This window comes from Streptomyces sp. NPDC033229 (genome assembly GCF_055576875.1).
This window is the reverse complement of record NZ_JBVIQR010000056.1, coordinates 1-23,390: the sequence shown is the minus strand read 5'-3', so window position 1 is coordinate 23,390 and position 23,390 is coordinate 1. Positions and strand designations below refer to the sequence as shown.

At 70.3% G+C, this 23,390-nt stretch carries 22 protein-coding genes; 10 read left to right on the top strand and 12 right to left on the bottom strand.

Annotated features, from left to right (window positions below; translation table 11 throughout):
- Positions 1-33: 33 nt before the first annotated feature.
- Together ACZ53N_RS31880 and ACZ53N_RS31875 are read right to left on the bottom strand one after the other, a co-directional pair.
- A complete protein-coding gene (locus ACZ53N_RS31880; protein WP_469144286.1) occupies positions 34-1,032 on the bottom strand; it encodes an inorganic phosphate transporter in 999 nt (332 codons plus the stop codon).
- Between the two features lie 6 nt (positions 1,033-1,038).
- Entirely contained in the window at positions 1,039-1,659 is a 621-nt protein-coding gene (locus ACZ53N_RS31875) for a DUF47 domain-containing protein (protein ID WP_116213255.1), read from the bottom strand.
- A 341-nt stretch (positions 1,660-2,000) separates the two neighbouring features.
- Here ACZ53N_RS31875 and ACZ53N_RS31870 point away from each other — a divergent pair, with 341 nt between their 5' ends.
- Entirely contained in the window at positions 2,001-2,381 is a 381-nt protein-coding gene (locus tag ACZ53N_RS31870) for a metal-sensitive transcriptional regulator (protein ID WP_469144285.1), read from the top strand.
- A gap of 252 nt (positions 2,382-2,633) precedes the next feature.
- Here the strand turns inward: ACZ53N_RS31870 and ACZ53N_RS31865 are convergent, their stop codons facing one another.
- Together ACZ53N_RS31865 and ACZ53N_RS31860 are read right to left on the bottom strand one after the other, a co-directional pair.
- Entirely contained in the window at positions 2,634-2,816 is a 183-nt protein-coding gene (locus tag ACZ53N_RS31865) for a hypothetical protein (protein WP_469144284.1), read from the bottom strand.
- A gap of 218 nt (positions 2,817-3,034) precedes the next feature.
- Positions 3,035-4,099 (bottom strand): hypothetical protein, encoded by a 1,065-nt coding sequence (locus tag ACZ53N_RS31860; RefSeq protein ID WP_469144283.1) that lies wholly within the window; start codon positions 4,097-4,099, stop codon positions 3,035-3,037.
- An 89-nt stretch (positions 4,100-4,188) separates the two neighbouring features.
- Between ACZ53N_RS31860 and ACZ53N_RS31855 the strand changes: the two genes are divergently transcribed.
- Together ACZ53N_RS31855 and ACZ53N_RS31850 are read left to right on the top strand one after the other, a co-directional pair.
- On the top strand, positions 4,189-4,398 hold the full coding sequence (locus tag ACZ53N_RS31855) for a hypothetical protein (protein WP_469144282.1): 210 nt from the start codon (positions 4,189-4,191) through the stop codon (positions 4,396-4,398).
- Between the two features lie 129 nt (positions 4,399-4,527).
- Entirely contained in the window at positions 4,528-6,102 is a 1,575-nt protein-coding gene (locus ACZ53N_RS31850) for an FAD-binding oxidoreductase (protein ID WP_469144294.1), read from the top strand.
- Positions 6,103-6,120: 18 nt separating this feature from the next.
- On the opposite strand, the gene ACZ53N_RS31845 is transcribed toward ACZ53N_RS31850, so the two are convergent.
- From ACZ53N_RS31845 to ACZ53N_RS31830, 4 genes are all read right to left on the bottom strand, one after another.
- Positions 6,121-6,831: a phosphatase PAP2 family protein gene (locus ACZ53N_RS31845; RefSeq protein ID WP_469144281.1), complete on the bottom strand. Its 711-nt coding sequence runs from the start codon at positions 6,829-6,831 to the stop codon at positions 6,121-6,123.
- A 219-nt stretch (positions 6,832-7,050) separates the two neighbouring features.
- On the bottom strand, positions 7,051-8,058 hold the full coding sequence (locus tag ACZ53N_RS31840; RefSeq protein WP_469144280.1) for a C40 family peptidase: 1,008 nt from the start codon (positions 8,056-8,058) through the stop codon (positions 7,051-7,053).
- Between the two features lie 93 nt (positions 8,059-8,151).
- Positions 8,152-8,862: a hypothetical protein gene (locus tag ACZ53N_RS31835; RefSeq protein ID WP_469144279.1), complete on the bottom strand. Its 711-nt coding sequence runs from the start codon at positions 8,860-8,862 to the stop codon at positions 8,152-8,154.
- A gap of 343 nt (positions 8,863-9,205) precedes the next feature.
- A complete protein-coding gene (locus tag ACZ53N_RS31830; protein WP_469144278.1) occupies positions 9,206-10,606 on the bottom strand; it encodes a serine/threonine-protein kinase in 1,401 nt (466 codons plus the stop codon).
- 410 nt (positions 10,607-11,016) lie between these two features.
- Here ACZ53N_RS31830 and ACZ53N_RS31825 point away from each other — a divergent pair, with 410 nt between their 5' ends.
- From ACZ53N_RS31825 to ACZ53N_RS31800, 6 genes are all read left to right on the top strand, one after another.
- On the top strand, positions 11,017-11,328 hold the full coding sequence (locus tag ACZ53N_RS31825) for a hypothetical protein (RefSeq protein ID WP_130878234.1): 312 nt from the start codon (positions 11,017-11,019) through the stop codon (positions 11,326-11,328).
- Positions 11,329-11,578: 250 nt separating this feature from the next.
- Positions 11,579-12,481, top strand: a complete 903-nt coding sequence (locus tag ACZ53N_RS31820) for a DUF8175 domain-containg protein (protein WP_469144277.1) — start codon at positions 11,579-11,581, stop codon at positions 12,479-12,481.
- Positions 12,471-13,865 carry a hypothetical protein gene (locus tag ACZ53N_RS31815; protein WP_469144276.1) on the top strand — a complete coding sequence of 465 codons (1,395 nt, stop codon included), beginning with the start codon at positions 12,471-12,473 and terminating at the stop codon, positions 13,863-13,865. The genes ACZ53N_RS31820 and ACZ53N_RS31815 overlap by 11 nt, the downstream gene beginning before the upstream one ends.
- Positions 13,866-13,867: 2 nt before the next feature.
- Positions 13,868-15,421 carry an SCO6880 family protein gene (locus ACZ53N_RS31810; protein WP_469144293.1) on the top strand — a complete coding sequence of 518 codons (1,554 nt, stop codon included), beginning with the start codon at positions 13,868-13,870 and terminating at the stop codon, positions 15,419-15,421.
- A gap of 10 nt (positions 15,422-15,431) precedes the next feature.
- Positions 15,432-16,847, top strand: coding sequence for an ATP-binding protein (locus ACZ53N_RS31805; RefSeq protein WP_356454402.1), 1,416 nt, complete (start codon positions 15,432-15,434; stop codon positions 16,845-16,847).
- Positions 16,848-16,869: 22 nt separating this feature from the next.
- Positions 16,870-18,345, top strand: coding sequence for a type VI secretion protein (locus ACZ53N_RS31800; protein ID WP_469144275.1), 1,476 nt, complete (start codon positions 16,870-16,872; stop codon positions 18,343-18,345).
- A gap of 11 nt (positions 18,346-18,356) precedes the next feature.
- On the opposite strand, the gene ACZ53N_RS31795 is transcribed toward ACZ53N_RS31800, so the two are convergent.
- From ACZ53N_RS31795 to ACZ53N_RS31780, 4 genes are all read right to left on the bottom strand, one after another.
- A complete protein-coding gene (locus ACZ53N_RS31795; protein ID WP_469144274.1) occupies positions 18,357-19,565 on the bottom strand; it encodes a serine hydrolase domain-containing protein in 1,209 nt (402 codons plus the stop codon).
- A 151-nt stretch (positions 19,566-19,716) separates the two neighbouring features.
- Entirely contained in the window at positions 19,717-20,379 is a 663-nt protein-coding gene (locus ACZ53N_RS31790) for a response regulator (RefSeq protein WP_469144273.1), read from the bottom strand.
- The gene (locus tag ACZ53N_RS31785) at positions 20,376-21,563 is read right to left on the bottom strand and encodes a sensor histidine kinase (protein ID WP_469144272.1); all 1,188 of its coding nucleotides are present in this window, start codon (positions 21,561-21,563) and stop codon (positions 20,376-20,378) included. Before ACZ53N_RS31785 ends, ACZ53N_RS31790 begins: the two co-directional genes overlap by 4 nt.
- On the bottom strand, positions 21,557-22,114 hold the full coding sequence (locus ACZ53N_RS31780) for a GNAT family N-acetyltransferase (protein ID WP_469144271.1): 558 nt from the start codon (positions 22,112-22,114) through the stop codon (positions 21,557-21,559). Before ACZ53N_RS31780 ends, ACZ53N_RS31785 begins: the two co-directional genes overlap by 7 nt.
- Positions 22,115-22,310: 196 nt before the next feature.
- Here ACZ53N_RS31780 and ACZ53N_RS31775 point away from each other — a divergent pair, with 196 nt between their 5' ends.
- Positions 22,311-23,285, top strand: coding sequence for a hydroxyacid dehydrogenase (locus ACZ53N_RS31775; RefSeq protein ID WP_469144292.1), 975 nt, complete (start codon positions 22,311-22,313; stop codon positions 23,283-23,285).
- The last annotated feature ends 105 nt before the right edge of the window (positions 23,286-23,390 follow it).

Sequence of the window (23,390 nt, the reverse complement as noted above, 5' to 3'; positions counted from 1 at the left end):
GTCCGTTACGCGCCGCTCACGCGTGGGGCGGGCTCACCCGAACGCGAGATACACGATCCAGTAGCTGAACGCGGCGACCGCCGCGGCAGCCGGCATGGTGATGAACCAGCCGAGCACGATGTTCTTCGCGACCCCCCAGCGCACCGCGCGCGAGCCCTTGGTCGAGCCCACGCCCATGATCGCGGAGGTGATGACATGCGTGGTCGAGATCGGCGCGTGGAACATGAACGACGCCGTGTACATGACCGACGCCGCCGTCGTCTCGGCCGCGAAGCCCTGCGGCGGGTCCAGCTCGATGATCCGGCGGCCCAGCGTCCGCATGATCCGCCAGCCGCCAGCGTAGGTGCCGAGCGACAGCGTCAGCGCACACGCGATCTTGACCCAGACCGGAATCGCGGCGCCCGCGTCCTGCACATCGGCGATGACCAGCGCCATCACCACGATGCCCATGGTCTTCTGCGCGTCCTGGAGACCGTGGCCGAGCGCCATGCCCGCCGCCGAGACCGTCTGCGCGATCCGGAAGCCGCGCTTTGCCTTGTGCGGGTTGGCCTTCCGGAACATCCACATGATCACGACCATCACCAGATAGCCGAGGAACAGCCCGACGAAGGGCGACAGGAACATCGGGATGACGACCTTCTCGAGGACGCCCGACCAGATGACGGTCGTGCCTCCCGCGAGAGCCGCGCCGACCATGCCGCCGAACAGCGCGTGCGAGGACGACGAGGGCAACCCGAAGTACCAGGTGATGAGGTTCCAGGCGATGGCGCCGATCAGCGCGGCGAAGAGGATGCCCATCCCCTTGTCGCCCACCGGCGTCTCGATCAGGCCCTTACTGACGGTCTTGGCGACCCCGCTGCCCAGGAAGGCACCGGCGAGGTTCATCACCGCCGCCATCGCGAGGGCCGCGCGCGGGGTCAGCGCCCGCGTGGAGACCGAGGTCGCGATGGCGTTCGCGGAGTCGTGAAAGCCGTTGGTATACGTGAAGCCGAGCGCGACCGCGATGGTCACGACGAGTGCGAACGTGTCCACCGGGGGTCAGGACTCCTTGACCGCGATGGTCTCGACGGTGTTGGCGACGTGCTCGAACGCGTCGGCCGCCTCCTCCAGCACATCGACGATCTGCTTGAGCTTCAGCACCTCGATGGCGTCGTACTTGCCGTTGAAGAGCTGGGCGAGGAGCTTGCGGTGAATCTGGTCCGCCTGGTTCTCCAGCCGGTTCACCTCGATCCAGTACTCCGTGAGGTTGGTCATGGTCCGCAGGTTCGGCATCGCCTCGGCGGTCAGCTCCGCGGCCCGCGCGAGGACCTCGATCTGCTGCTCGACGCCCTTCGGCAATTCCTCGACCTGGTAGAGGACGACCAGGTCGACCGCCTCTTCCATGAAGTCCATGATGTCGTCGAGCGACGAGGCGAGGTTGTAGATGTCCTCGCGGTCGAACGGCGTGATGAAGGAGGAGTTCAGCTGGTGGAAGATCGCGTGCGTCGCGTCGTCACCCGCGTGCTCCGCTGCCCGCATCCGCTCGGCGATCTCGGCCCGGGCGGAGGTGTCCGCTCCGAGCAGTTCCATGAGGAGCTTGGAGCCCGTGACGATGTTGTCCGCGGACGCGGCGAACATGTCGTAGAAGCTCGTCTCCCTGGGGGTCAGACGAAAGCGCACGTGGGATCCTCGGGGTGCAGCGGATTCGGTCTCGTTGATGCTAGGCGCATCATCCGGCCACAGCTAACTGGCATTCCCTCAGTGTCGCCCATCGGGCAGAGTGCTCGCCCAGGCGGTACCGCCTCCCGACCGCCTTCCGGCCGTCTTCGGCGATAAATTTCGGTACCATATACCCGTTGGGGGTATACAGCGGGGTATACGAACCGTTATACGCACCGCATGGTCGCCGTATACAGAGCGCATGCACCGTGCGTGAGCGCCGCACGGCGCTCCGCGACACATATATCCGCGACGGGATACATCGGGATACATCCGCGACGGGCAGGACGACGGAGGACGCCATGACGACCACGGAAGCCGCAGTGACCGGCACCACCGAACCGTCGGCCACGACGCCCTGCCACGGCGCGCCCGACGCGGCGTCCGAGCAGCCCCCCGGCCCCCACGGCTACAGCAAGCAGAAGGACCAGCACCTCAAGCGCCTGCGCCGGATCGAGGGCCAGATCCGCGGCCTCCAGCGCATGGTCGAGGAAGACGTCTACTGCATCGACATACTCACGCAGGTCTCGGCCGGCACCAAGGCCCTGCAGTCGTTCGCCCTCCAGCTCCTGGAGGAGCACCTGCGCCACTGCGTCGCCGACGCGGCCCTCAAGGGCGGCGCGGAAATCGACGCCAAGGTCGCCGAGGCCAGCGCGGCCATCGCCCGTCTCCTGCGAACGTAGCGCCCGGCGGGGGCGGCCGCCGACCAAGGGCGACCCCATCAAGCCTGCCCGGCGTTTGAGGGCCGGGGGGCGACCCAATCAAGCCCGTCCGGCGTTTGAGGGCCGGGGGCGACCCAATCAAGCCCGTCCGGCGTTTGAGGACCGGGGTCCGGGGCGGAGCCCCGGGGGCGCCTGCCGGGGCTCCGCCCGGGGAGCACACCTACCGGGGCGGAGCCCAGGCGCGCACCTGCCCGCGGCGGAGCCCAGACGCGCTCAACCCCCGTCGGCATCCCCGCGAGACCCCCGGGGGACCACGCGGAGCACTTCATCGATACGGTCCGGACTGAGCCGCTCCTCGTCCACGCTCGACGCGGCGATCATCAGCTCACCGTAGAGGTCGATCTCGATGAGGGCCACGGGATCCTGCCCACCGGACGAACTGGGTCGCGAAACCACGTGTTCACCTCCTCGGGTCGTCGGTCTTCCGTCTACTCTTCGTCGGTCTCTTTGCACATTTTTTGCTCGCCTCCGACGGATTCCGCGACCGCGCCGCACCTGCGCGTTCCCGTTACCTGCGTCGGAACCCCAGCACTCGGTTACCAGCGTAGTGATCGGTACACACTCCGCGCATGGCACAGATGGACCATTTCCATGGCCAACTACGCCCTGCCGCACTATTTCTGCGGCGAACCGACCTTCCCCGCATAGATATCGCCGGGCGCCGGCAGCCCGACCCCGACCCCCGTACCGAAGGCGGAGAGCCGGACGGTCGAGACGACGGTCATCGGGGTCGCAACGGGCGAGGGCCGTACGGCCGTGGCCGTGGCGGCGGCGATCGCCGTGGCCGTCGTGGCCCCGCCACCGTCCCCACTCCTGTCCCCGCTTCCACCGGCGCTTCCATCGGCGCTCCCGTCGGCCGCCCTTTCACCACCCGCACCGGCGTCCCCGGTATCGCCCCCTCCACCCTCGACGCTGAACCGATAGCGCAGCTCGCGCGGTCTGCCCTGCTCGTCGACGAGAACATCGAACGCCACTGTGCCGCTGGAGAACCCTTTCGCCGCCGCGGCGAGCGGCCCCCGGTCGCGAGCCGGCGCCGCGCGCGCGGCGCGTCCGAGATCGATCGTCCCCCAGTAGTGCCCCACACGCACCCCGCCTACCCGCTCGTCCCGCATGTACGTCACCTCGCGGGCACCTCCCAGCAGTTCGGCCGCGGCGAGCGGGTCGGTGGCCCCGCTCGTGAGGAGGTTCCCGTCGGGGAGCGCGGCCGTGTCCAGCCGCACCCACTTGTCGGCGGGGACCCCCGCGCCGCGGTTCTTCATGTACAGCCCGCCCGGGGTGAAGACCTCGGTGATCGGCCGGTGTTCGGCGGCCCCGGCCGCGTCCTCGGGCAGCAGCACCGTCAACTCGCCGACGGGACGGGCGAAGTCGTAGACGCCCGAGCCCTGGATCGTCAGCCGGGTGCCGCCGCTGACGGTCTCCATGGACGTGACGACCTTCGCGCCGCCCTCCCGGGCCAGGACGCCGGCCGCCCCGCGCACGGTGGCCAGCGCCCGGCCCGGGTCGACCACGGCCCCCGTCCCGTGGACCGGCCGGGCGGAGTGCGGACGGCCGCCCCGGCCGCCCCGCGACTCGTAGGCCGCGGTCATCGGGGAGCAGCCGGACACCAGCAGAGCGACGGCGACGCCGCCCGCGACCGCGGCGGCGACCGCGCCCCTGCGTCTTTGCCCTCGCACCACCATGACCGCCAGCCCCCTACCGAAAACGCTGTGGACCCCGATCGTTCAACGACCGCGCGGGTGTCACCGTCACGGCCGGGTAGCGTGGTCACGTGTCCGACGCAGCCCCCGCGAACCAGTCCGCGTTCCCGCCCGCCCAGCGGGCGGCGCGGCACCCCGCCGAGCACCACATCAGCACGACCGAGAGAGGGTCGTTCTGCACGGCCCGCTGCAGCTGCGGCTGGTCCGGACCCGCCCGCCGGGCCCGCTCCCTCGCCCGCGAGGACGGCGCCGGCCACCTCGCGGCAACGGAAGACCGATAGCGAGCCGATAGCTGCCGCCTACAGGGAACCGTCCGCCCATGTGCGTCATCTGTCCAAGCAGGTACAGCACGCATCACGTACCGCGCGAAGCACGTACAGGGCGACAAGGGGCGGGCAGGCGACATGGCCATGGACAGGCGCAAGCTGTTGACGACGGGGACGGGACTGGCGGCGGCCGGCGTATGGGCGGCGTCGTGCGCCGACGACACCTCCCAGGCGACCCCGTCCCGGGTGACCAACGCGAGCCGGTCCACCTCGGTGACCGCCGCCTCCAAGGCCAAGCCGGCCGACTGGACCGCCCTCGGCAAGGGCCTGTCCGGCGGCATCGTCCGTCCCGGCGACGCCGACTACGCGGCCGCCCGCCAGCTCTACAACACCCGCTTCGACAGCCAGCGCCCCGCCGGTGTCGCCTATGTCGCCGGCACCGGCGACATAGCGCAGTGCCTCGCGTTCGCCCGCCGCCACTCCATACCCGTCTCCATACGCAACGGCGGGCACAGCTACGCGGGTTGGTCCAGCGGCACGGACCGCCTCGTCATCGACGTCTCCCGGCTGAAGTCGGTCCGCACCCCCACCGCCTCCACCGCCGTGATCGGCGCGGGCGCCAAGCTCATCGACGTCTACACGGGCCTCGCCGCGCACGGCGCCACCATCCCGGCCGGCTCCTGTCCCACCGTCGGCGTCTCCGGCCTCACCCTCGGCGGCGGCCACGGTGTGCTCTCCCGGGCGTACGGCCTGACGTGCGACAGCCTCACCGGTGCCACCCTCGTCACGGCCGACGGCAAGACCGTCGAGTGCGACTCCTCCCGCAACACGGACCTCTTCTGGGCGCTGCGCGGCGCGGGCAACGGCAACTTCGGCGTCGTGACCGAGCTCCGCTTCCGCACCCGGAAGGCATCGGACTGCGTGACCGGCTATGTCTCCTGGCCCTGGTCGAAGGCCGCCGACGTGATCCGCTCCTGGCAGGAGTGGGGCCCGACCCGGCCGGACGAGATCTGGTCCGCGTGCGACCTGGCCGTGGCGGCGGGCGGCACCCCCCGCGTCTCCGTCGTCGCCTACTCCCTCGGCACGTACGGCGATCTGGAGAACGCCCTGGACGATCTGGTGCGCAAGGTGGGCAGCGCCCCGAAGAAGGGCCTCGGGCTGCGCCGCCGCGGGTACCTCGACTCCATGCGTGCCTACGCGGGCTGCGGCGACAAGACCCAGACCCAGTGCCATCTGCCGGGCAAGACCCCCGGACGGGAGTCCTCCGGTTCGCTGCAACGGGAGACGTACGCGGCCCGCTCCGACTTCTACGACCGCTCGCTCCCGGCGGCGGGCATCCGCGCGCTGCTCGACCAGGTGGAACGATTCGGCAAGAGCGGTGGCAGCGGCGGCGGCTCGATCCAGCTGACGGCGCTGGGCGGCGCGGTCAACCGGGTCCAGCCGATGTCGACGGCCTTCGTGCACCGCCGGTCGCGCTTCCTCGCGCAGTACCTGACCTCGTGGGCGGCGGGCGGCTCGGGGACGAAACAGACCGCGTGGCTGGACGGCACGCACACGGCGATGCGCCGCTTCGCCTCGGGTGCCGCGTACCAGAACTACGCGGACGCGAGCCTCAAGGACTGGCGCAAGGCGCACTACGGGGACGCGGCGGACCGGCTGACGAAGATCAAGGGGAAGTACGACGCGGGAAGGCTGTTCACCTTCCCGCAGGCACTGTGACGGTTTTCGGAACGGGGCTCAGGCCGCGAGGTCGTTGTCCCGGTGCCGGGGGTGCTCGGGGAATCCCGTGTCGGCCCCGGCACCGCTCCCGGCCCGTGCCATCACGGGCCGGGGGGCCTTGGCCGACTGCACGAGCCAACCGGCCCGCGAACCGGCGACCGTCCTGGCCAGCGGCGTGAGCAGCATCATCGCGAGCGGGGCGAGCAGCAGGGCGACGGCCGTACCGAGGGCGAGGCCGCCGACGACATCGGTCGGGTAGTGCACGCCCATGTAGACGCGGCAGAAGCCTTCGAGGAGCGCGAGGCCGATCCCGAGGAGCCCGTACTTCCGGTGGGCGACGAAGAGGCCGACGCCCAGCGCCATGGTCAGCGTGGCGTGGTCGCTGACGAAGGAGAAGTCAGTCTTGCCCTTGACCAGCACATCGAGCCCGCCGTGATCGACGAACGGGCGCGGCCTTTTGACGAACCCTCGGATCGGGATGTTCACGAGCAGCGCGATCCCGGCGGCGAGCGGAGCCCACACCAGCGCGGCGACCCCGGTGGGCGCGTCCTCGCTCTTGCGGACGCTCCACCAGGCGAAGAGCATGAGCACACCGAGGCCGAGAACGATGCCGAACTCGCCGATGAACTCCATGGCCCGGACGAGCCAGTTGGGCGCGTCCTTGGCGATGCCGTTGATCTCGTAGAGCAGGCTGACGTCGGGGTTCGATCCACCCCTGGCCTCTGGCATGGGATGCCCCATCACGAGTCCAGCCATGTCCCACGGCCCCTATCTGTCGCCTGTATCCACGTCCAGCTGCCGACCCCCGTGGTCCGTGCGCCCAGCCCCGGCGCTGCTTCCCCACTCCCCATGGAACGCCTCGATCCGGCCAGGCGTTCCACCCTCCACCCAAAGATCACCAGGACGTTATCGAAGGGTGACCCATCGTCGCAGCGCAGGGTGCGGCGTTCATGCGTTGTTCGTACGAGGCAACGCTTTGGCGCCGTCTTCGGTCACTCTCGTCGCACCGATGTAATCGGGTGTGTCGATTTTGTCGAACCTGATCACAGCCCCCGTATACGGCGCGTTGATCATGTACCCGCCACCCACATACAGCCCCACGTGGTGGATGCTGCGCGGATCCTGCAGGTTGTGCGCGAAGAACACCAGGTCACCGGGGAGCAGCTCGTCCCGCTTGGGGTGGGCCCCCGCGTTCCACTGGTCGTTCGCCACGCGCGGCAGCTCGATCCCCACCGACTCGTAGGCGGCCTTCGTCAGCCCCGAGCAGTCGAAGCGCCCGCTGTCCTCCTTCGTGCCGTTACCGCCCCACAGGTAGGGCGTCCCGAGCTTCTCCTGCGCGAAGTAGATCGCCCCGGCCGCCCGCTGCGAGGGCGCCACCCGCCCGACGGGGCGCGCGAAGCTCTTCGACAGATCACGGATCGCCTTCACATAGCCCTGGGTCTCGTTGTACGGCGGCACCCCGGAGTGCTTGATCACGGCATAGGAGCCCGCGTTGTACGAAGCGAGCATGTTGTCGGTGATGTCACCGGGGACGTTCTTGACGTACTTGGCGAGGTCGCAGTCGTACGCGGCCGCCGACGGGATCGCGTCCTGCGGATCCCAGATGTCCCGCTTCCCGTCCCCGTTCCCGTCGAGCCCGTGCGCGGCCCACGTTCCGGGGATGAACTGCGCTATCCCACGGGCGTCCGCGGGACTCACGGCCCGGGGGTTCCAGTTGCTCTCGGTGTAGAGCTGCGCGGCGAGGATCGCGGGGTTGAGGGCGGGACAGAGATTGCCCCACTTCGCCACAAGGGCCTGGTACTGATCGGGCACGGCCCCCTTGGCCAGCCCGACCGCCCCTTTGCCCCCGCCTCCGATGAGGTTCGAGGCGGCGGAATACACCCCGATGACGAGCAGCCCGATGAAACACAGGGACATCCCGATCCCGACACCCACGCCCACCCAGAGCTTCCGCACCCCGCAATCCTCCCCCACGGGCCCGTCGCGTATCCGTCATTCATACGGCCCGGCTGGTTTCCGTACCAGCGCACTCGCGCATCGGACGTCCCGTCACTCCCCTGGCGGCAAACGCGAGTCCGCACCAGGCCCCGGCTCACGCCGGCACACTTCCGGGGTCGGATTTCGGCTCCAGAACCAACCGGCCTTGCGGCGCCGGTGGACGAGGAGGTCACCGACACGGAGGGCGATCGTCACGGCGAGGGCGATGCCGCAAACCCACCTCGCCGTACCGCCGTCGGAGACCTCACCCGCCGGGCTCGGCCCCACCCGCCCGTCGGGGTCGTAGGCGACGGTGAGCCGATCGCCCTTGTCCGCGACGCGCCGGCCCGTGGTCAAGTCCCGGGGCCGGCCGCGGGGGCACTCCAGTCGGTGGACGTAGGACGTCGTGGTCGTCGTGTTCGACATCCCCTGGGCGTCGGTCGTCGTGTGCGTCACCTCACGCTTGTCGACGTCGAGAACCGCGCACCGGGCCCGCACCCCCCGCGAGTGCAGCACCCACTTGTCGACGCCCGCGTACGCGCCGCCGAGGGCGACGGCGAGCGTGACGGCCGACACGAAGAACACCACCCCGCTCGCGGCCAGCGAGGGCGAGAACACCCAGATGGCCATCGCGGCGAGGACCATCACCACGCCCAGCACGCCCGCGATCACACCACCGGCCCCGTAGGCGTTGAGCCACCGGGCCCCGACCACCAGCCCCACCGCCGTTACCGGCAGGCCCACAGCCGCGGCCAGTCGCAGAGAGGAGACACGTCCTGCCACCACTCCCCCGTCCCCCTTCACGGGCGGCGAGTCATGGGCCGCCCGAACTCCATCGCACAACGGGAGCATTGACGCACTCGGGGCTTGGGTATCGCTCGGGCGTTTCGCGTGCATTCGCTCGGGCGGGCTACATTTCAGCGATAAATCCGCATGCCCGTTCGTTTGTGGCTACCGGCGCCGGGGGGTGCGGGGTCGCTCACTCCGTCGAAGGGTCGGACGGCCGACGGCGGCGAGCGGATCGGCCGGCCGGCGGCGCGAGGGGATCGACCGGTCGGCTGTGGCGGGTGCAGAAGCCCGCGACGGCTGTGGCGGGCGTGGAAGCCCGCACAGCCCGTACCGCCGTTCAGTCGTCGTGCGTCTCGTCGCCGACCTCGACGATGTCGTGATCGTCGCGCCCCGACTGCCGCTTCGGCTTCTCCGTCCTGGGCTGCTCCTTGGGAGTCCCAGCCGACGCGTTCGGCTTCGGGTCCTCGGACTTCTTCGGCTTGGGCTGCTTCGACGGCGGCGTCGGCTTCACCGGTGAGGGTGCCGCCGGGGTCGCCTCCGCCGGGACCACGTTCGGCGCGTTGCGAGTCGGGCCGGGGTCCGGGCCGCCCGGTTGCTGCTGTGCCGACTCCGACGGCTGCGCCTCGGGCTTCTGGGAGTCCTGGCCACCGTCCGGCGGACCGAACACCGACGACCCGATCAAAGCGGCCACCACGAAGACCGCCGCCCCGGCGACCACGCCGATCAGCACCTTCGGGCTGCGCCCGCCCCTGCTGCTCCCGCCGCCCCCGTTCCGCCGCCTGCCGGCAGCCGCCCCGGGCGGCGCCGACGAGTGCACCGGCGCGTACGCCGCGGTCGGCGCGGGCCCGCGAACAGCCGCCGGAGCGCGCATCGGCTCCGGAGCACGCATCTGCGCGGTCGGCGGCGCGGGCATCGGCATCGGCTGCGCGACGTCCCGCCAGGAGTCGCTGCCGAACCAGTCCGCCGCCTCCTCCGCCGAGGGCCGGTCCTCCGGCTCCTTGGCCAGCATGCGCAACAGATACGCCTCGAAGGCGTACGGCATGTCGACGCCGTGCTGACGCGGCGGCACGGGCTCCGCGTCCACGTGCAGATAGAGCAGCGCGGTCGGGCTGTCCGCCCAGAACGGCGGTTGCCCCACGAGCAGCTGGTAGAGAACGCACCCCAGCGCGTACACATCCGAACCCGGGCCCGCCATCCGGCCCAGGGCCCGCTCCGGCGCGAGGTACGTGCTCGTGCCGACGATCTGGCCCGCCCGGGTCAGGGCGGCCGAGGTCTCGTCCACGAAGCGGGCGATGCCGAAGTCGCCGATCTTCAAGGTCCCGTCGGCGTCCAGCATCAGGTTCCCGGGCTTGACGTCCCGGTGGACCACTCCCTGCCGGTGGGCGGCGGCCAGCCCGGAGGCCGCCTGCGCGGCGATGTCGGCGACGCGCTCCGGGGCGAACGCGCCCCGCGCGGAGAGGTCCGCCAGGCTCGGCCCCTGGACCAGCTCCATGACCAGATAGAAGCGCCCCTCCCAGGCACCGAAGTCGTACACCGCGACGACCTGAGGATGATTCAGACGCGCCGCCGTCTGGGCCTCCATCCGGAACCGGGCCGCCGACGACTCGTCGCCGTCGTCGCCCAGCAACAGCTTCACCGCGACCTGACGCCCCAGCACCTCGTCGTGTGCACGCCAGACTTCGCCCATCCCGCCACGGCCGAGCAGATCCCCCAGCCGGTACCGATCGGCAACCAGCACCCGTACCACCCTTGTTTTCGACGCACCCGAAGCAGGTGACGAGTGCGATGCGTGCAATGAACGCGATGAAAGCGATGAACCGACCCGGCGGCCACGAAGTGCGGCGAACGCGAGGGCGGCCGCCCCAGCGTACCGACCGAACACATTGTCGTTTGAGCATCCTCGGGCCCCCCGCCCTCGCCAATCATTGCTCGGCGTCCATACGCGTGATACACAGAGTCACCATAGGGGCCCCCACTGACAACGGTCCGCGCCGCAGGTCAGGGCAGTACCGCCGACGGCGCATACGGGTTCCGGCAAAAAATGCCGCCAAGTCGACATGCTGAGCGGCAACGTCAGCGAAGATAGGTCCTGACCTTTGCCATGCGGCGGAGGTGATGCAACTACCCATAAGGGGCGGTGAGTTACAAATGTTTTTGGCAGCCGGCGACAAGGGTGACATCAACACCATCATTGGCGGAATCGCCCCGAAATGGGGCCCGTTCGGTAGCCTGGGCACGGAAGCTCGAGTGATGGTCGAGGTCATCATGGCCGTGGCCATTCTCCTGTGCCTCGCCATCGCGATCTGGGGCGCGGCAAAGCAGCGGATCGGCGCCACGGCCCTGCGGGACACCTTCAGCGCGGAGCAGGGCAAGGGGTTGATCGTCGCCGGCCTCACCGGCGTGTTCATCATCGGCTCGCTGGGCACCCTCTTCACGATCGTCTACGGCATGGCCGTCTGAGCCGTTCGGCCACGCCCGACGCCCACGCGCCCCCCAGCCGCCCCCCAGCCGCCCCCCTCCCGTCACCCGTTCCACCGCGCATCGACCCGCGCAGACCCTCTCGTCCCCGAGTCCCCCCGCACCGAGGCTGCCACCTGATGCCCCCTCACACCCCCTTGTCCTCCCCCCTGAACCCGTTCACACCGCTACCGTCATATACGGGCGGCAAGCCAGCGACGACGCATGAAACGGATGAGGGGACGGACGCGCGATGAGCCTCGGCGACGACGGCTACGGCGGCGGGCAGGACTCGTCCCGCGCGGCCGGTGACCCCGGCGGCTACGACGACCGCCACCTGACCCGCACCCGCCTGCCGGAGGGCGAGGGTGACTCGTACGGCCCCTATGGCCAGCCCCGCCGCGGCGGCCGCCCTGGTGGCGGCAGACCGGGAATGTCCAGCCGGAACCTGATGACGGTCGTCGGCGTCGTGGTGCTCCTCCTCGCCGCGATCGCCTTCGCCAACAGGGGCGGTGACGACTCGTCTTCCGACGGCTCCGACACGAGCACCGACAAGGCGGCGAGCAGTGGGGCTACGGCAGCGTCCGGAACGAAGCCCGTGACCGGGAAGACCGGTGGTATCGCTTCGGGGTTCGCACATTCGGAGCAGGGGGCGCAGTCGGCCGCGGCGAATTTCGCTGTCGCGCTGGTCTCGGCCGACATCCTTAAGCCCGACCGGCGGCACGCGCTCGTCCCGCAGATCTTCACCAGCGACAAAGTGGGCGAGCTGCAGACCAGCCTCGACAACGCCTACTCGAAGGAGTTCCTGGCGAAGCTGGGCCTGAACGAGAAGGGCGAGGCCGCCAAGGACATGACCTACGTGTCGCGCACCGTCCCTGTCGGCACCAAAACGACGGACTACACCGACTCCGCGGCCTCGGTCGAGATCTGGTGCACAGGAGCATTCGGAACAGCCGGAACCGGATCGAAGAATCCGGTCGCCAATGACTGGTTCACGATGACGATCAAGCTGCGGTGGGCCGACGGCGACTGGAAGGCCGAGGGTTTCTCGCAGAAGGACGGCCCAGCCCCGGTCAACGGCGACCGCGCCGCGTCCACAGCCGACGAGATCTCCAAGGCAGTCGAGCAATACGGAGGGTTCACTTATGCCCGGTAGGCCCCGCCTCCGCACCCTCACGCTCGCTTCTGTCCTGGCGAGCGCGCAGGCATCGGCCGTCCTCCTGGCCACCCGCGCTGTCGCCGCGCCGACCCCCACGCCGACCCCGGGAGGAACGCCCTCAGGGGCGCCATCGGGGACGCCGTCGGGGACACCCGCGCCCACGCCGACCCCCAGGCCCTCGGCCACCAAGGACAACTGCGACCTGATCGTCGGACCGGCGAAGGACTACTGCCGTGGCGACAAGGGCAGCAACAGCATCAAGTCCCCCAACGACCCCCAAACCGCCCTCGACCCCCTGGCCTCCCTCTCCAAAGGCTGTGCCGACGCCGCCGCATGGATCGTCGGCAAGCTCTCCGAGGCCGTCAAAGCCACCGGCACGGTCGACTTCACCAACTCCACCTTCCTCCACCAGTACGCCGTCGTCTTCGCCGCCTCGACCGTCCTCACCCTCGTCCTGTGGCTGCTGGCCGTCGCCAAGCGGGCCGTGCGGGGGGTGCCGTTCACGGAGGCGTTCACCGAGGCCGTGGGGTTCCTGTGGCTGACCGTGCTGGCGTCCGCGTTCACGCCGTTGATCCTCTATACGGTCGTCTCGGCCACCGACGCCGTCACCGAAGCCATCGCCTCCGGTACGAATTCGAACAACGATGCCTTCTTCGGCGGCTTCGCGGAGGCGCTCAAGAAGGGCGACGGCATCGGCGGCGGGCCGATCATGTTGATCGTGGTGTCGCTCGTCTCCGTGCTCGCCGCAGGCGTCCTGTGGCTGGAGCTGGTGATCCGGGCCGCGCTGCTCTACGTGGGGGCCCTGCTCGGCACCGCCGTCTACGCGGGGCTGGTCGACAAGAACATGTGGGGGCACGTCCGGCGCTGGGCGGGGATCATGATCGCGGTGATCCTGATCAAACCGATCATCGTGGTCGTCCTCGGGCTCGCCGGAGCGCTGTCGGCCGACAAGGGGCCGAACGCGTTCTCCGCGGTCGTGTCCGGCCTCGCCATCATCATTCTTGCCATTTTCGCCAGTGCGATGATCTACCGGTTCGTTCCCGGCTTCGGCGACGAGATCGTCAGCACCCGCAGTGCCAGCAAGGACGCGGCGTCCCGGCAGGCCGCGGCCGTGATCTCCTCGCCCGCCGCGCTCGTCAAGCAGGGCATCAACACGCACAGCGCCCGCGGTTCCGACGGCGGTGGCGGGCAGCAGGCCAGGCCCGCCAGTGCCGTGTCGGGCGGGGTCGCCGCCCACAGTTCCCGGCCCGCCGACCGCAGCGGCGGCGGCAAGGGCGGCGGCGGAGGCTTCTCCGGGCACTCCGGCCCGGGCGGCTCCCCCGGCTCCTCGGCGTCGCGCGCACAGAACCGCAGCAATACCCGAGGAGGTGAGCGGAGTTGACGATCCAGGCACAGTCCCAGCCGATCGCGGCCCGCCGTACGTATCTGATCGGCCGTGCGCGTCCCAACGCGGTCGTCGGCAAGAACCGGGAGACCGGCGAGATCGCACTGATCATCGCGGGCGCCTTCCTCGGCATGATGTGCGGCCTCCTCGTGCCGAACCTGCCGCTGCGGATCCTCACCCTCGCCGGGTTCCCCGTGCTCGCGCTGGCCGCCGTGTACGTGCCGTACAAGCACCGCACGTTCTACAAGTGGTTTGAAATCAATCGCTCGTATAAAAGGACGCTCCGGCGCGGCACCACCTACCGCTCCTCCGTCGTCGAGGCCGGCACCCGTCTGGACGGGCGGGAGGTCGAGGTCGGGCCGCCGCCGGGCATCGGGCGGATCAATTGGCTGGCCGCGCCCTTCGGGCCCGACGAGATCGCCGTCCTGCTGCACGCCGACCGCCGTACCGTCACCGCCGCGATCGAGATCGAGGGGCCGGGCGTCGGACTGCGCGACTCGGAGGACCAGGAGGCGCTGGTCGACCGGTTCGGGACGCTGCTCAAGCACGTCGCCAACGGCGACGGATACGTCACCCGCATCCAGATGCTGGCCCGTACGCTCCCCGCCGACCCCGACGCGCACGCCAAGGACGTCGAGCGGCGCGGGGACGAGAAGTCGCCCGCGTGGCTCAAGGAGTCCTACGAGCAGCTCCAGTCGATGGTGTCGACCTCGTCCGAGCAGCACCGGGCGTATCTCGTCGCCTGTATGCACTACACCCGCGAGCTGGCCGCCGAGGCACAGGCCATCGCCCGCGCCTCGCGCCACGAGGCCGGCAAGCGGAGGATCGACCGGGACGCCGGGCTGGCCGTCGTCATGGCGCGTGAGCTGACCGACATCTGCGCGCGGCTCGCCGAGGCCGACATCCGGGTCCGGCAGCCGCTCGGCCAGGGCCGGCTGGCCTCGCTCGTGCACTCCATGTACGACCCGGACCACCCCATCGACCACCTCCAGGCGATGACGAAGCGGAACGCCTGGCCGGCCGAGCTGGACGCGATGGAGCCGACGTACCTCCAGGCCAAGACCCGCGAGTCGAGCACCCGCGAGCCCTGGTGCCACGCCACGGCGTGGGTGAAGGAATGGCCGATGACGCCCGTCGGCGTCAATTTCCTCGCCCCGCTGCTCGTCCACACCCCGGACGTCATCCGCACGGTCGCGGTCTGCATGGACCTCGAGCCCACCGACGTGGCCATCGAGCGGATGCTGACCGAGAAGACCAACGACGACGCGGACGCCTCCCGCGCCGCCAAGATGAACCGGGTCGTCGACCCGCGCGACGTCGCCCACCACTCCCGCGTCGACCAGCGCGGCGAGGACCTGGCCAGTGGCGCGGCGGGCGTGAACCTCGTCGGGTACATCACCGTCTCCTCGCGCTCCCCCGAGGCGCTGGCGCGCGACAAGCGGACCATAAGAGCCTCTGCCGGCAAGAGCTACCTGAAACTGGAGTGGTGCGACCGCGAGCACCACCGGGCCTTCGTCAACACACTGCCGTTCGCGACCGGCATTCGACGATAGGGGCAGTGCCGTGCTCGACCCGCTCGCCGCAGTGACCGATGCCTTCACCAGCTTCGTCTTCGGGAAGGTGGAGACCACCCGGCTGCCCGTACGGACCTCCACCGGCCAGGCGCAGGCCGTCTACCTCCCCACCGCCGCGCCCGGTCTCGGCGACTCGGGCGTGATCATCGGTCGCGAGGTGTACTCCGGCAAGGGCTATATCTACGACCCCTTCCAGCTCTACGGGCAGCAGCTGCCGGCCCCGCACTGGCTCGTCCTCGGCGAGTCCGGCAACGGCAAGTCGGCGCTGGAGAAGACCTACGTACTGCGCCAGCTGCGCTTCCGTGACCGCCAGGTCGTCGTCCTGGACGCCCAGGGCGAGGACGGGGTCGGCGAGTGGAATCTCATCGCGCAGCAGCTGGGGATAACCCCCATCCGGCTCGACCCGACCGCCGCCATGAACGGCGGCATCCGGCTCAACCCGCTCGACCCGTCGATCACGACGACCGGGCAGCTCGCCCTGCTGCGCACGATCATCGAGGTCGCGATGGGGCGCGGCCTGGACGAGCGGGCGGGCTTCGCGCTCAAGGTCGCGCACGCGTACGTCAACGAGACCATCCTCGACCGGCAGCCGGTGCTGACCGACATCGTCGAGCAGCTGCGCCACCCGGAGGCCGAGTCCGCGGAGTCGATGAACGTCGACATAGACGATGTACGGGCCTGGGGCCTGGACGTCGCGCTGGTGCTGGACCGGCTGGTCGACGGTGACCTGCGGGGCATGTTCGACGGGCCGACCTCGGCCGGGATCGACCTCGATTCCCCCCTGATCGTCTTCGACCTCTCCCACATCGACCGCAACTCCATCGCCATGCCCATCCTGATGGCCATCGTCGGGGTCTGGCTCGAACACACCTGGATCCGCCCGGACCGCAAGAAGCGGATCTTCCTGGTGGAAGAGGCCTGGCACATCATCAATTCGCCGTTCGTGGCCCAGCTCTTCCAGCGACTGCTGAAGTTCGGGCGCCGGCTCGGTCTGTCGTTCGTGGCGGTGGTCCATCACCTGTCCGACGTGGTCGACGGCGCGGCGGCCCGGGAGGCCGCCGCGATCCTCAAGATGGCCTCCACCCGGACGATCTACGCGCAGAAGTCCGACGAGGCGCGGGCCACGGGGCTGGTCCTCGGCCTGCCCCGGTGGGCCGTCGAGATCATCCCGACCCTCACCCCGGGCATCGCCGTCTGGGACGTCAACGGCAACGTCCAGGTCGTGAAGCACCTCATCACGGAGGCCGAGCGGCCGCTGGTCTACACCGACCGTGCCATGACCGAGGACGGGGACGTGGCCCGCGAGCTGGCGGCGGAGGCGGCGGCCGCGAAGCGGGCCGCAGCGGCGATGGAGGCGCACCTCGCCGACGAGGCCTACGGTTCCTCCGAGTCGACGGTGGCCTGACGTGACAGGCGGTGCGAGACCCATGCGGGGCGACCGACCGGGCGGGAGGCTTCCGGAACGCGGCATTCCGGATGGCCTGCTGGTCGGCGTCCTCGCGTTTCTGTTGGGGCTGGCGGGGCTGGTGTGGTCGGCGACGGGTCTCGCGGCCCTCTTCACCCACGGCTCCTGGCCGGAAGGCGTGACGTTCCTGCGGACCCCTCCGGCCCTGCGGCAACTGCTGAGCCGGCCGCAGGACCTGCCCGCCGCCTGGCCCGACACCCCACCCGACGCCCTCTCGGGCTACGGCCTCTTCTGGGGCATCCTGGTCGGCCAGCTCCTGGTCCTCATCGTGCTCACCGTGTTCGTGCTCGGCACGCTCGCCCGCTGGCGCGCGGTACGCGCGCAGCGCAGGGAGCAGGACCGTACGGACACGGGCGCGGGTGCGGACACGGGTGCGGGTGCGGACACGGCCCCGCCCGCACCCGCGCCCGCCCCGTCAGCGATCCCTGTTGCCCCTACCGCCACCCCTGCGGCTTCCCCCACCCCGGCCCCGGCCGTGGAGCACGTCACGGCAGAGGTCCCCGCCCCGCGCTCCCCCGCCCCCCAGCGCGTCCGCTACGGCGTCGACCGACGGGAGTGCGCGGCCCGCGTCCTTCTGGAGGCCGCCGGGCCCGCCCTCGTCACCACCAGCGACCCCGGCCTGTGGGCTGACACCAAGGACTCGCGCGCCAAGCTCGGGCCCGTCCACGTCTTCGACCCGGGCCATCTCCTCGACACCCCCGCCCGCCTGCGCTGGAACCCCACCACGGGCTGCGAGACCCGCGACACCGCCGCCGCCCGCGCCACCGCGCTCCTCGCGCCCGTACGGCCCTTGAGCGCGCTCGACTCGGCCACCGCGGACACGGCGGAAACGCTGCTGCGCTGTTGGCTGCACGCCGCCGCCGTGGACGGGCGCCCGTTCCGCCAGGTGCACCGCTGGGCCCAGGGCGCCTCGGCGCACGAGCCCGTGCGGATCCTGCGGACGAACACCAAGGCGGTCGGCGGTACGGCGGGAGAGCTGGAGTCGGCGCTGACCGGCCACCCGGAACGGCGCGACATGGCCCAGGAACTGACGACTCGTGCCTTGGAGGCGCTGTCCTCCATCCACATTCGCGACGCCTGTAACCCCAATCGAGCCGATTCGCTCGCGTTGGAATCATTCATCGCCGAGGGGGGAACGCTGTACGTGGTGGGTGAGGCGATTGAGGATCCGCGCACCCGCCCGGGTGCGATGCCGTTACTGACCGCACTCGTCGCAAACGTGGTCGAGCGCGGCCGGGGCATGGCCGAACGGTCATCTTCCGGTCGGCTCGACCCACCACTGACGCTGGTGCTGGACAATGTGGCCGCCGTCGCGCCCCTCCCTGCCCTGCCGGATCTGCTCGCGGACGGCGAGCGGTGCGGACTGCCCACCCTCGCGCTGATGCGCTCCGAGGAGCAGGCCCGCGCCCGCTGGCCCCGCCGCACACTCGTGGGCTGAACCCGCCCGCCCTACCGGCCGAAACCCGCCTCGATGATCTTGCCGACGATGGGGCTCGGGGTCTCGCTCTTCGCGTCCGTGGAATTGACCGAGTAGACGGCCGTGCGGGACCGGTCGAGGGTGGCGCCGAACCCGTTCAGATAGCCGTACCGCCCGCCGGTCTTGCCGTAGACGACGGTCTTGCCGACCTCGACACGCGTCAGACCGCTCGTGTACGTGGCCTTCTTGTCCTTCTTGTCCTTGGCCGGGTCCACGTCGGGGTTGTAGGCGGGGACGTCGGGGACGGTGAACATCAGCTTCAGCTCGGGCTCCGGCACCACGCGCCCCTGAAAGAGGGCCGACGAGAACCGCTCCAGGTCCGCCGTGGTGGTGATCAGATCCCCGGAGGCCCAGGTGATGGACTGGTTCCACTCGGTCACGTCGACCAGCCGCGACGAGCCGTCCTTCGCCTTCACCGCCTGGTACCCGCGTGTGTGCCACCCCTGGATCCTGGGGTCGTTGCCGGCGCTGTACGTGTCCTTGAGGCCCGCAGGGGTGATCACCCGGTCCCGTACCTCACGCTCGTAGGACCGACCGGTCACCTTCTCGATGATCAGGCCCAGCACGTTGTAGCCGATGTTGGAGTAGTGCTGCTTCGTGCCCGGTGTGAACTCCATGGGTCGGCCGACGGCCCTGCTGACCAGCTCCTTGTGCTCCCAGGTGGTGAAACGGTGTGCGTACTGCCAGTCGAAGTCGGCCGGGAAGTCGGCGCTCGGCAGGCCGCTGGTGTAGTTCAGCAACTGGCTGACCCGGATCTCCGGGTAGTCGGCCGGCAGCAGGTCGGGCAGGTAGTGCTGAACGGTTCCGTCAAGCCTCACCTTGCCCTCGTGCACCAGCTGAAGCACGACCGCGGCCGTGAACGTCTTGGTGATGCTCCCGGCACGGAAGCGCTCGTCGCCCTTCGGCGCCCGGTGCGTACGGATGTCGGCCTCCCCCGACGTGCCCAGCCACCGGCCATTCGCGCCACCCAACCGGACCTGCGCGGCAGTGGCCTCCGTCGACGGCAGCCCGGCTATCGCCCGACGCATCGCCTCGGCATTCGGCGGCACCCGCTCGGCCACCGCCGCGGCCGACCGGGCCGGGGAGGCCGAGGACGAGGACGCGATGGCGGGCGAGATGGTGGCGGTGACGCTCATGGCGGCGACCGCGGTCGCGAGGACGGCAATTCCCTTACGGCGCATGACGGAACTTCCCCAGGTGATCAACAGGCAACGGGTGACGCATCGGACTCGTCCCATCCTGGAGATCGGCGGGCCCCCGCGAATCGCCGACGCGAGCGGTCTTGCGCCCCGCGCCCTCCCCCGCGCGAGGGAGGAAACGCTGCCCCGCCCCTCAGCCACCGCGCGCGATCAGCCCCGTCTCGTACGCGCAGATGACCGCCTGGATCCGGTCCCGCAGCCCCAGCTTCGACAGCACATTGCTCACATGCGTCTTCACCGTGTGCTCGCTCACCACCCACTCGGCCGCGATCTCCGCGTTCGACAGCCCCCGCCCCAGCAGGACGAGCGTCTCCCGCTCCCGCGCCGTGAGCGCCCCCAGCTCCTCCGCCGGATCGGCCGCCGGCACCGGCACCGCCCGCCGTGTGAAGTCGGCGACCAGCCGACGGGCGACCGACGGGGCCAGCAGCGAGTCACCGGCGACGACCACCCGCACCGCGTGCACCAGATCGTCGCGGCGCACGTCCTTGAGCAGGAACCCGCTGGCGCCCGCGTGCAACGCCTCGTACACGTAGTCGTCCTGGTCGAAGGTCGTGAGCATGACGACCTTGCAGTCCGACTCCGCACAGACCGACCGCGCCGCCTCGATGCCGTCCATACGCGGCATCCGGATGTCGAGCAGCACCACATCCGGTGCGTGCCGCCGCACCGCCTCGACCGCCTCCGCCCCGTCGCCGGCCTCGGCGACCACCTCGATGTCCGGTTGCGCCTGCAGGATCATCGCGAAGCCGCTGCGCACCAGTTCCTGGTCGTCGGCCACCACCACACGGATCGTCACTTCCCCACCTCCGCACCGGAGAAGATCACGAGCGGCAGTCGTACGGCAACGCGGAACCCCCGCCCGTGGGGCCCAGGTCCGGAGACGGCCGTTCCGCCGTGTGCGGCGGCCCGCTCCCGGATGCCGATCAGCCCGCGCCCGCTGCCCGCGTAGGGACGCGGCACCGACCCACCCGCACCATCGTTCTCCACCGTTACGGCCAGGGTCGCGGGCTCCCACACCAGGCGCACGGTCACGGTCCGGGCATCGGCATGCTTGAGGACATTGGTCAGCGCCTCCTGCACCACCCGATACACCGTCACCTGCACATCGGGCGCAAGCTCCTGGGGCTCAGCGGATACCACCAGGCTCACCTCCAGCCCCGTCCGCCGCACCTCGTCCACCAGCGCGCCGAGCCCCGCCAGCGTCGGCTGCGGGCTGCGCCCGGCCTCCGGGTCGTCCTTCAGCACCCCCAGCATCCGGCGCAACTGGGCCATCGCGTCCCGCCCGGCCCCCGAGATCGCGTCGAAGGCCGCCTCCGCGCGGTCGGGATCGGACCGTACGACGAGGGGACCTGCCTCCGCCTGAACGATCATCAAACTCACGGCGTGGGACAGAATGTCGTGCATCTCCCGCGCGATCCTGGCGCGTTCCCGCTCGGCCGCCCGCTCGGCCTCCACCACCCGCGCCCGTTCCAGCTCGGCGGCCCGCGCCTCCACCGCCTCGGTGTAGGCCTGTCGGGTACGCGCCAGCACCCCGAGCACATAGACCATGCTGAACAGGAAGAAGGCGAAGAGATGCTCGCGGGCCGTGTTGTCCCGCAGGGCCACACCGAGGGCGACCAACGGCAGGCCGAGGACGACAGTGGCCCGCCGCTGCCACAGCCCCGCCTGCGCGGCGACCGTAAAGATCGCGACGATCGGGCTGTAGGGCAGCGGCTGGCCGGGCCCGTCCACGATCAGGTACCCGAAGCCCGCCGCGGTGATGGCCAGCAGCGACGTGAACGGCGCCCGGGTACGCCACAGCAGCGGCAGTACCTGAAGTGACGTCAGCCCGTACATGGGCCAGGTGGCGGGCGGCAGGTCCGCGGGGCGCGGCACGATGAAGGGGATCGTCACCGCCGCCTGGACGACGACGGTGATCACAGCGTCGACGACCCACGGCCTGGCCCCGCTCAGCCGGCGGCCCAGAGCACGTCTCAACACGCCGGACGGGCCACGGCCAGCTCGTACTCCTTCGCCGAGGGGTCGCCGGGCATCAGCACGACCACCCCGGTCCGCTCGAAGCCCAGCTTGCGGTAGAGCGCCTGTGCTCGGGCATTCGCCTCGTGCACGTACAACCGCACCCGCTCCGCCCGGGGCTCGGACAGCGCCCACGACCAGTCGAGCGCGGCACCGAAGAGCGCCTGGGTGAGACCGGTGCCCCGGTGTTCGGGCCGTATGAAGACACCGACGATGTGGGTCTGCGGCACGATTGCGCCCCCGCCGAAACCGCCCTCCTCCCCGGGGAGTTCGACCAGGACCGTCACCGTCCCCGCCCACTCGCCGTCCGGGCCCTCGGCGACAAATCCGCAAACGGACCTTCCCTCGGCCGCGGTGTCCGTACGGTCCTTCCAGTACGCGTCGGGCTGGGCGACAGCGCGGTCGTAGGTGTCGAGGAAGGCGATCGGGGCGACGGGGTCGGCGAGCGCGGCCAGCCGCAGTTCCTTGACCTTCGCCCATTCCCCGGCCCGTACGGTTCTGATGAGGTGCTCCATCCGCCGATGTTCGCCCGTACGAACGACACGGTCAACGAGCTTTCCCCTGAATCGGGGTACGCGTTGACGCACCGGGGGCGGGTTTCAGCGTCCGTCCGAGCCGTCCGAACGGAATGCGGGGTCGCATGCCATGAACGATCGTCCTAGGAATCCATTGCCACCGCTGTTCTCGGTACGGCCGACCGTCGTCGTCGCCATGGGAGCGGACGAGGCAGAGGCGTCTCTGCCCGCCGACCTCCGCGCCGAGCTCGGCACCATGGCGAGGCTGACGCCCGGGGTATTGACGGGGGACCTCACCGCACCGGAGGAACGTAAGGCGCTTGCCGACGCCGATGTGCTGATCACTGGTTGGGGTACGCCGTCACTCACCGAAGGCGTTCTGGCGTCCGCCCCTCGACTGCGTGCGGTGGTCCACGCCGCAGGGTCCGTCCGGGAACTGGTCAGCTCCGCGATCTGGAATCGCGGCATCGTCGTTTCCTCGGCCGCCGCGGCGAACGCCGGCCCCGTGGCGGACTACACATGTGCCGCCATCGTCTTCGCCGCGAAGAAGGCGATTCCCACGGCCGCCGCCTACGCCACGGGCCCGAAGCCGGCCTTCCTCGACCGTGAGGGCGCTGACGGCCGCACGGTCGGGGTGATCGGTGCCTCCCGTATCGGGCGCCGGGTCCTCGCCCGGCTGCGCGCCTCGGACGCGCAATTCCGCATCCTGCTGAACGACCCCTGTGTGCCCGCTGAAGAAGCGGCCGAAATGGGCGTCGAGCTCGTGGGGGTGGATGAGCTGTGTCGTGCCAGTTCCATCGTGACGGTCCATGCGCCGCTGCTGCCCCAAACGCATGGACTGCTGAATGCCGAGCGCCTCGCCCTCATCCCGGACGGCGGCACGGTCGTCAATACCGCGCGCGGGGCCCTCGTCGATACGGACGCCCTTACCCGGGAATGCCTCGCGGGCCGCTTGGACGCGATTCTCGACGTCACCGAACCCGAGCCACTTCCTGCGGGTCATCCGCTGCGCCGACTGCCGAATGTCCTGCTCACCCCGCATATCGCGGGGGCCCAGGGCAGCGAGGTCCGCCGCCTGGGGGCATACGCCGTCGAGGAAATCGGGAGGCTGGTGCGGGGGGAATTGCTACGCGGTCGGGTCCGGGAAGAGGACCTGAGCCGACTGGCCTGACGAATTTTGTCCGGAAACGCAGAATAGCCCCCGCAGGAACCAAATGGTTCCCACAGGGGCTACTCTAAAAATTGTTCGGCGGCGTCCTACTCTCCCACACGGTCC

Excerpts from the sequence above, each read along its gene's own strand:
- ACZ53N_RS31870 (WP_469144285.1), top strand. The coding sequence starts at position 2,001 with ATGACGACCACGGAAGCCGCAGTGACCGGCACCACCGAACCGTCGGCC.
- ACZ53N_RS31860 (WP_469144283.1), bottom strand. The coding sequence starts at position 4,099 with ATGGTGGTGCGAGGGCAAAGACGCAGGGGCGCGGTCGCCGCCGCGGTC.
- ACZ53N_RS31850 (WP_469144294.1), top strand. The coding sequence starts at position 4,528 with ATGGACAGGCGCAAGCTGTTGACGACGGGGACGGGACTGGCGGCGGCC.
- ACZ53N_RS31845 (WP_469144281.1), bottom strand. The coding sequence starts at position 6,831 with ATGCCAGAGGCCAGGGGTGGATCGAACCCCGACGTCAGCCTGCTCTAC.
- ACZ53N_RS31825 (WP_130878234.1), top strand. The coding sequence starts at position 11,017 with ATGTTTTTGGCAGCCGGCGACAAGGGTGACATCAACACCATCATTGGC.
- ACZ53N_RS31820 (WP_469144277.1), top strand. The coding sequence starts at position 11,579 with ATGAGCCTCGGCGACGACGGCTACGGCGGCGGGCAGGACTCGTCCCGC.
- ACZ53N_RS31815 (WP_469144276.1), top strand. The coding sequence starts at position 12,471 with ATGCCCGGTAGGCCCCGCCTCCGCACCCTCACGCTCGCTTCTGTCCTG.
- ACZ53N_RS31800 (WP_469144275.1), top strand. The coding sequence starts at position 16,870 with ATGCGGGGCGACCGACCGGGCGGGAGGCTTCCGGAACGCGGCATTCCG.
- ACZ53N_RS31795 (WP_469144274.1), bottom strand. The coding sequence starts at position 19,565 with ATGCGCCGTAAGGGAATTGCCGTCCTCGCGACCGCGGTCGCCGCCATG.
- ACZ53N_RS31780 (WP_469144271.1), bottom strand. The coding sequence starts at position 22,114 with ATGGAGCACCTCATCAGAACCGTACGGGCCGGGGAATGGGCGAAGGTC.
- ACZ53N_RS31775 (WP_469144292.1), top strand. The coding sequence starts at position 22,311 with ATGGGAGCGGACGAGGCAGAGGCGTCTCTGCCCGCCGACCTCCGCGCC.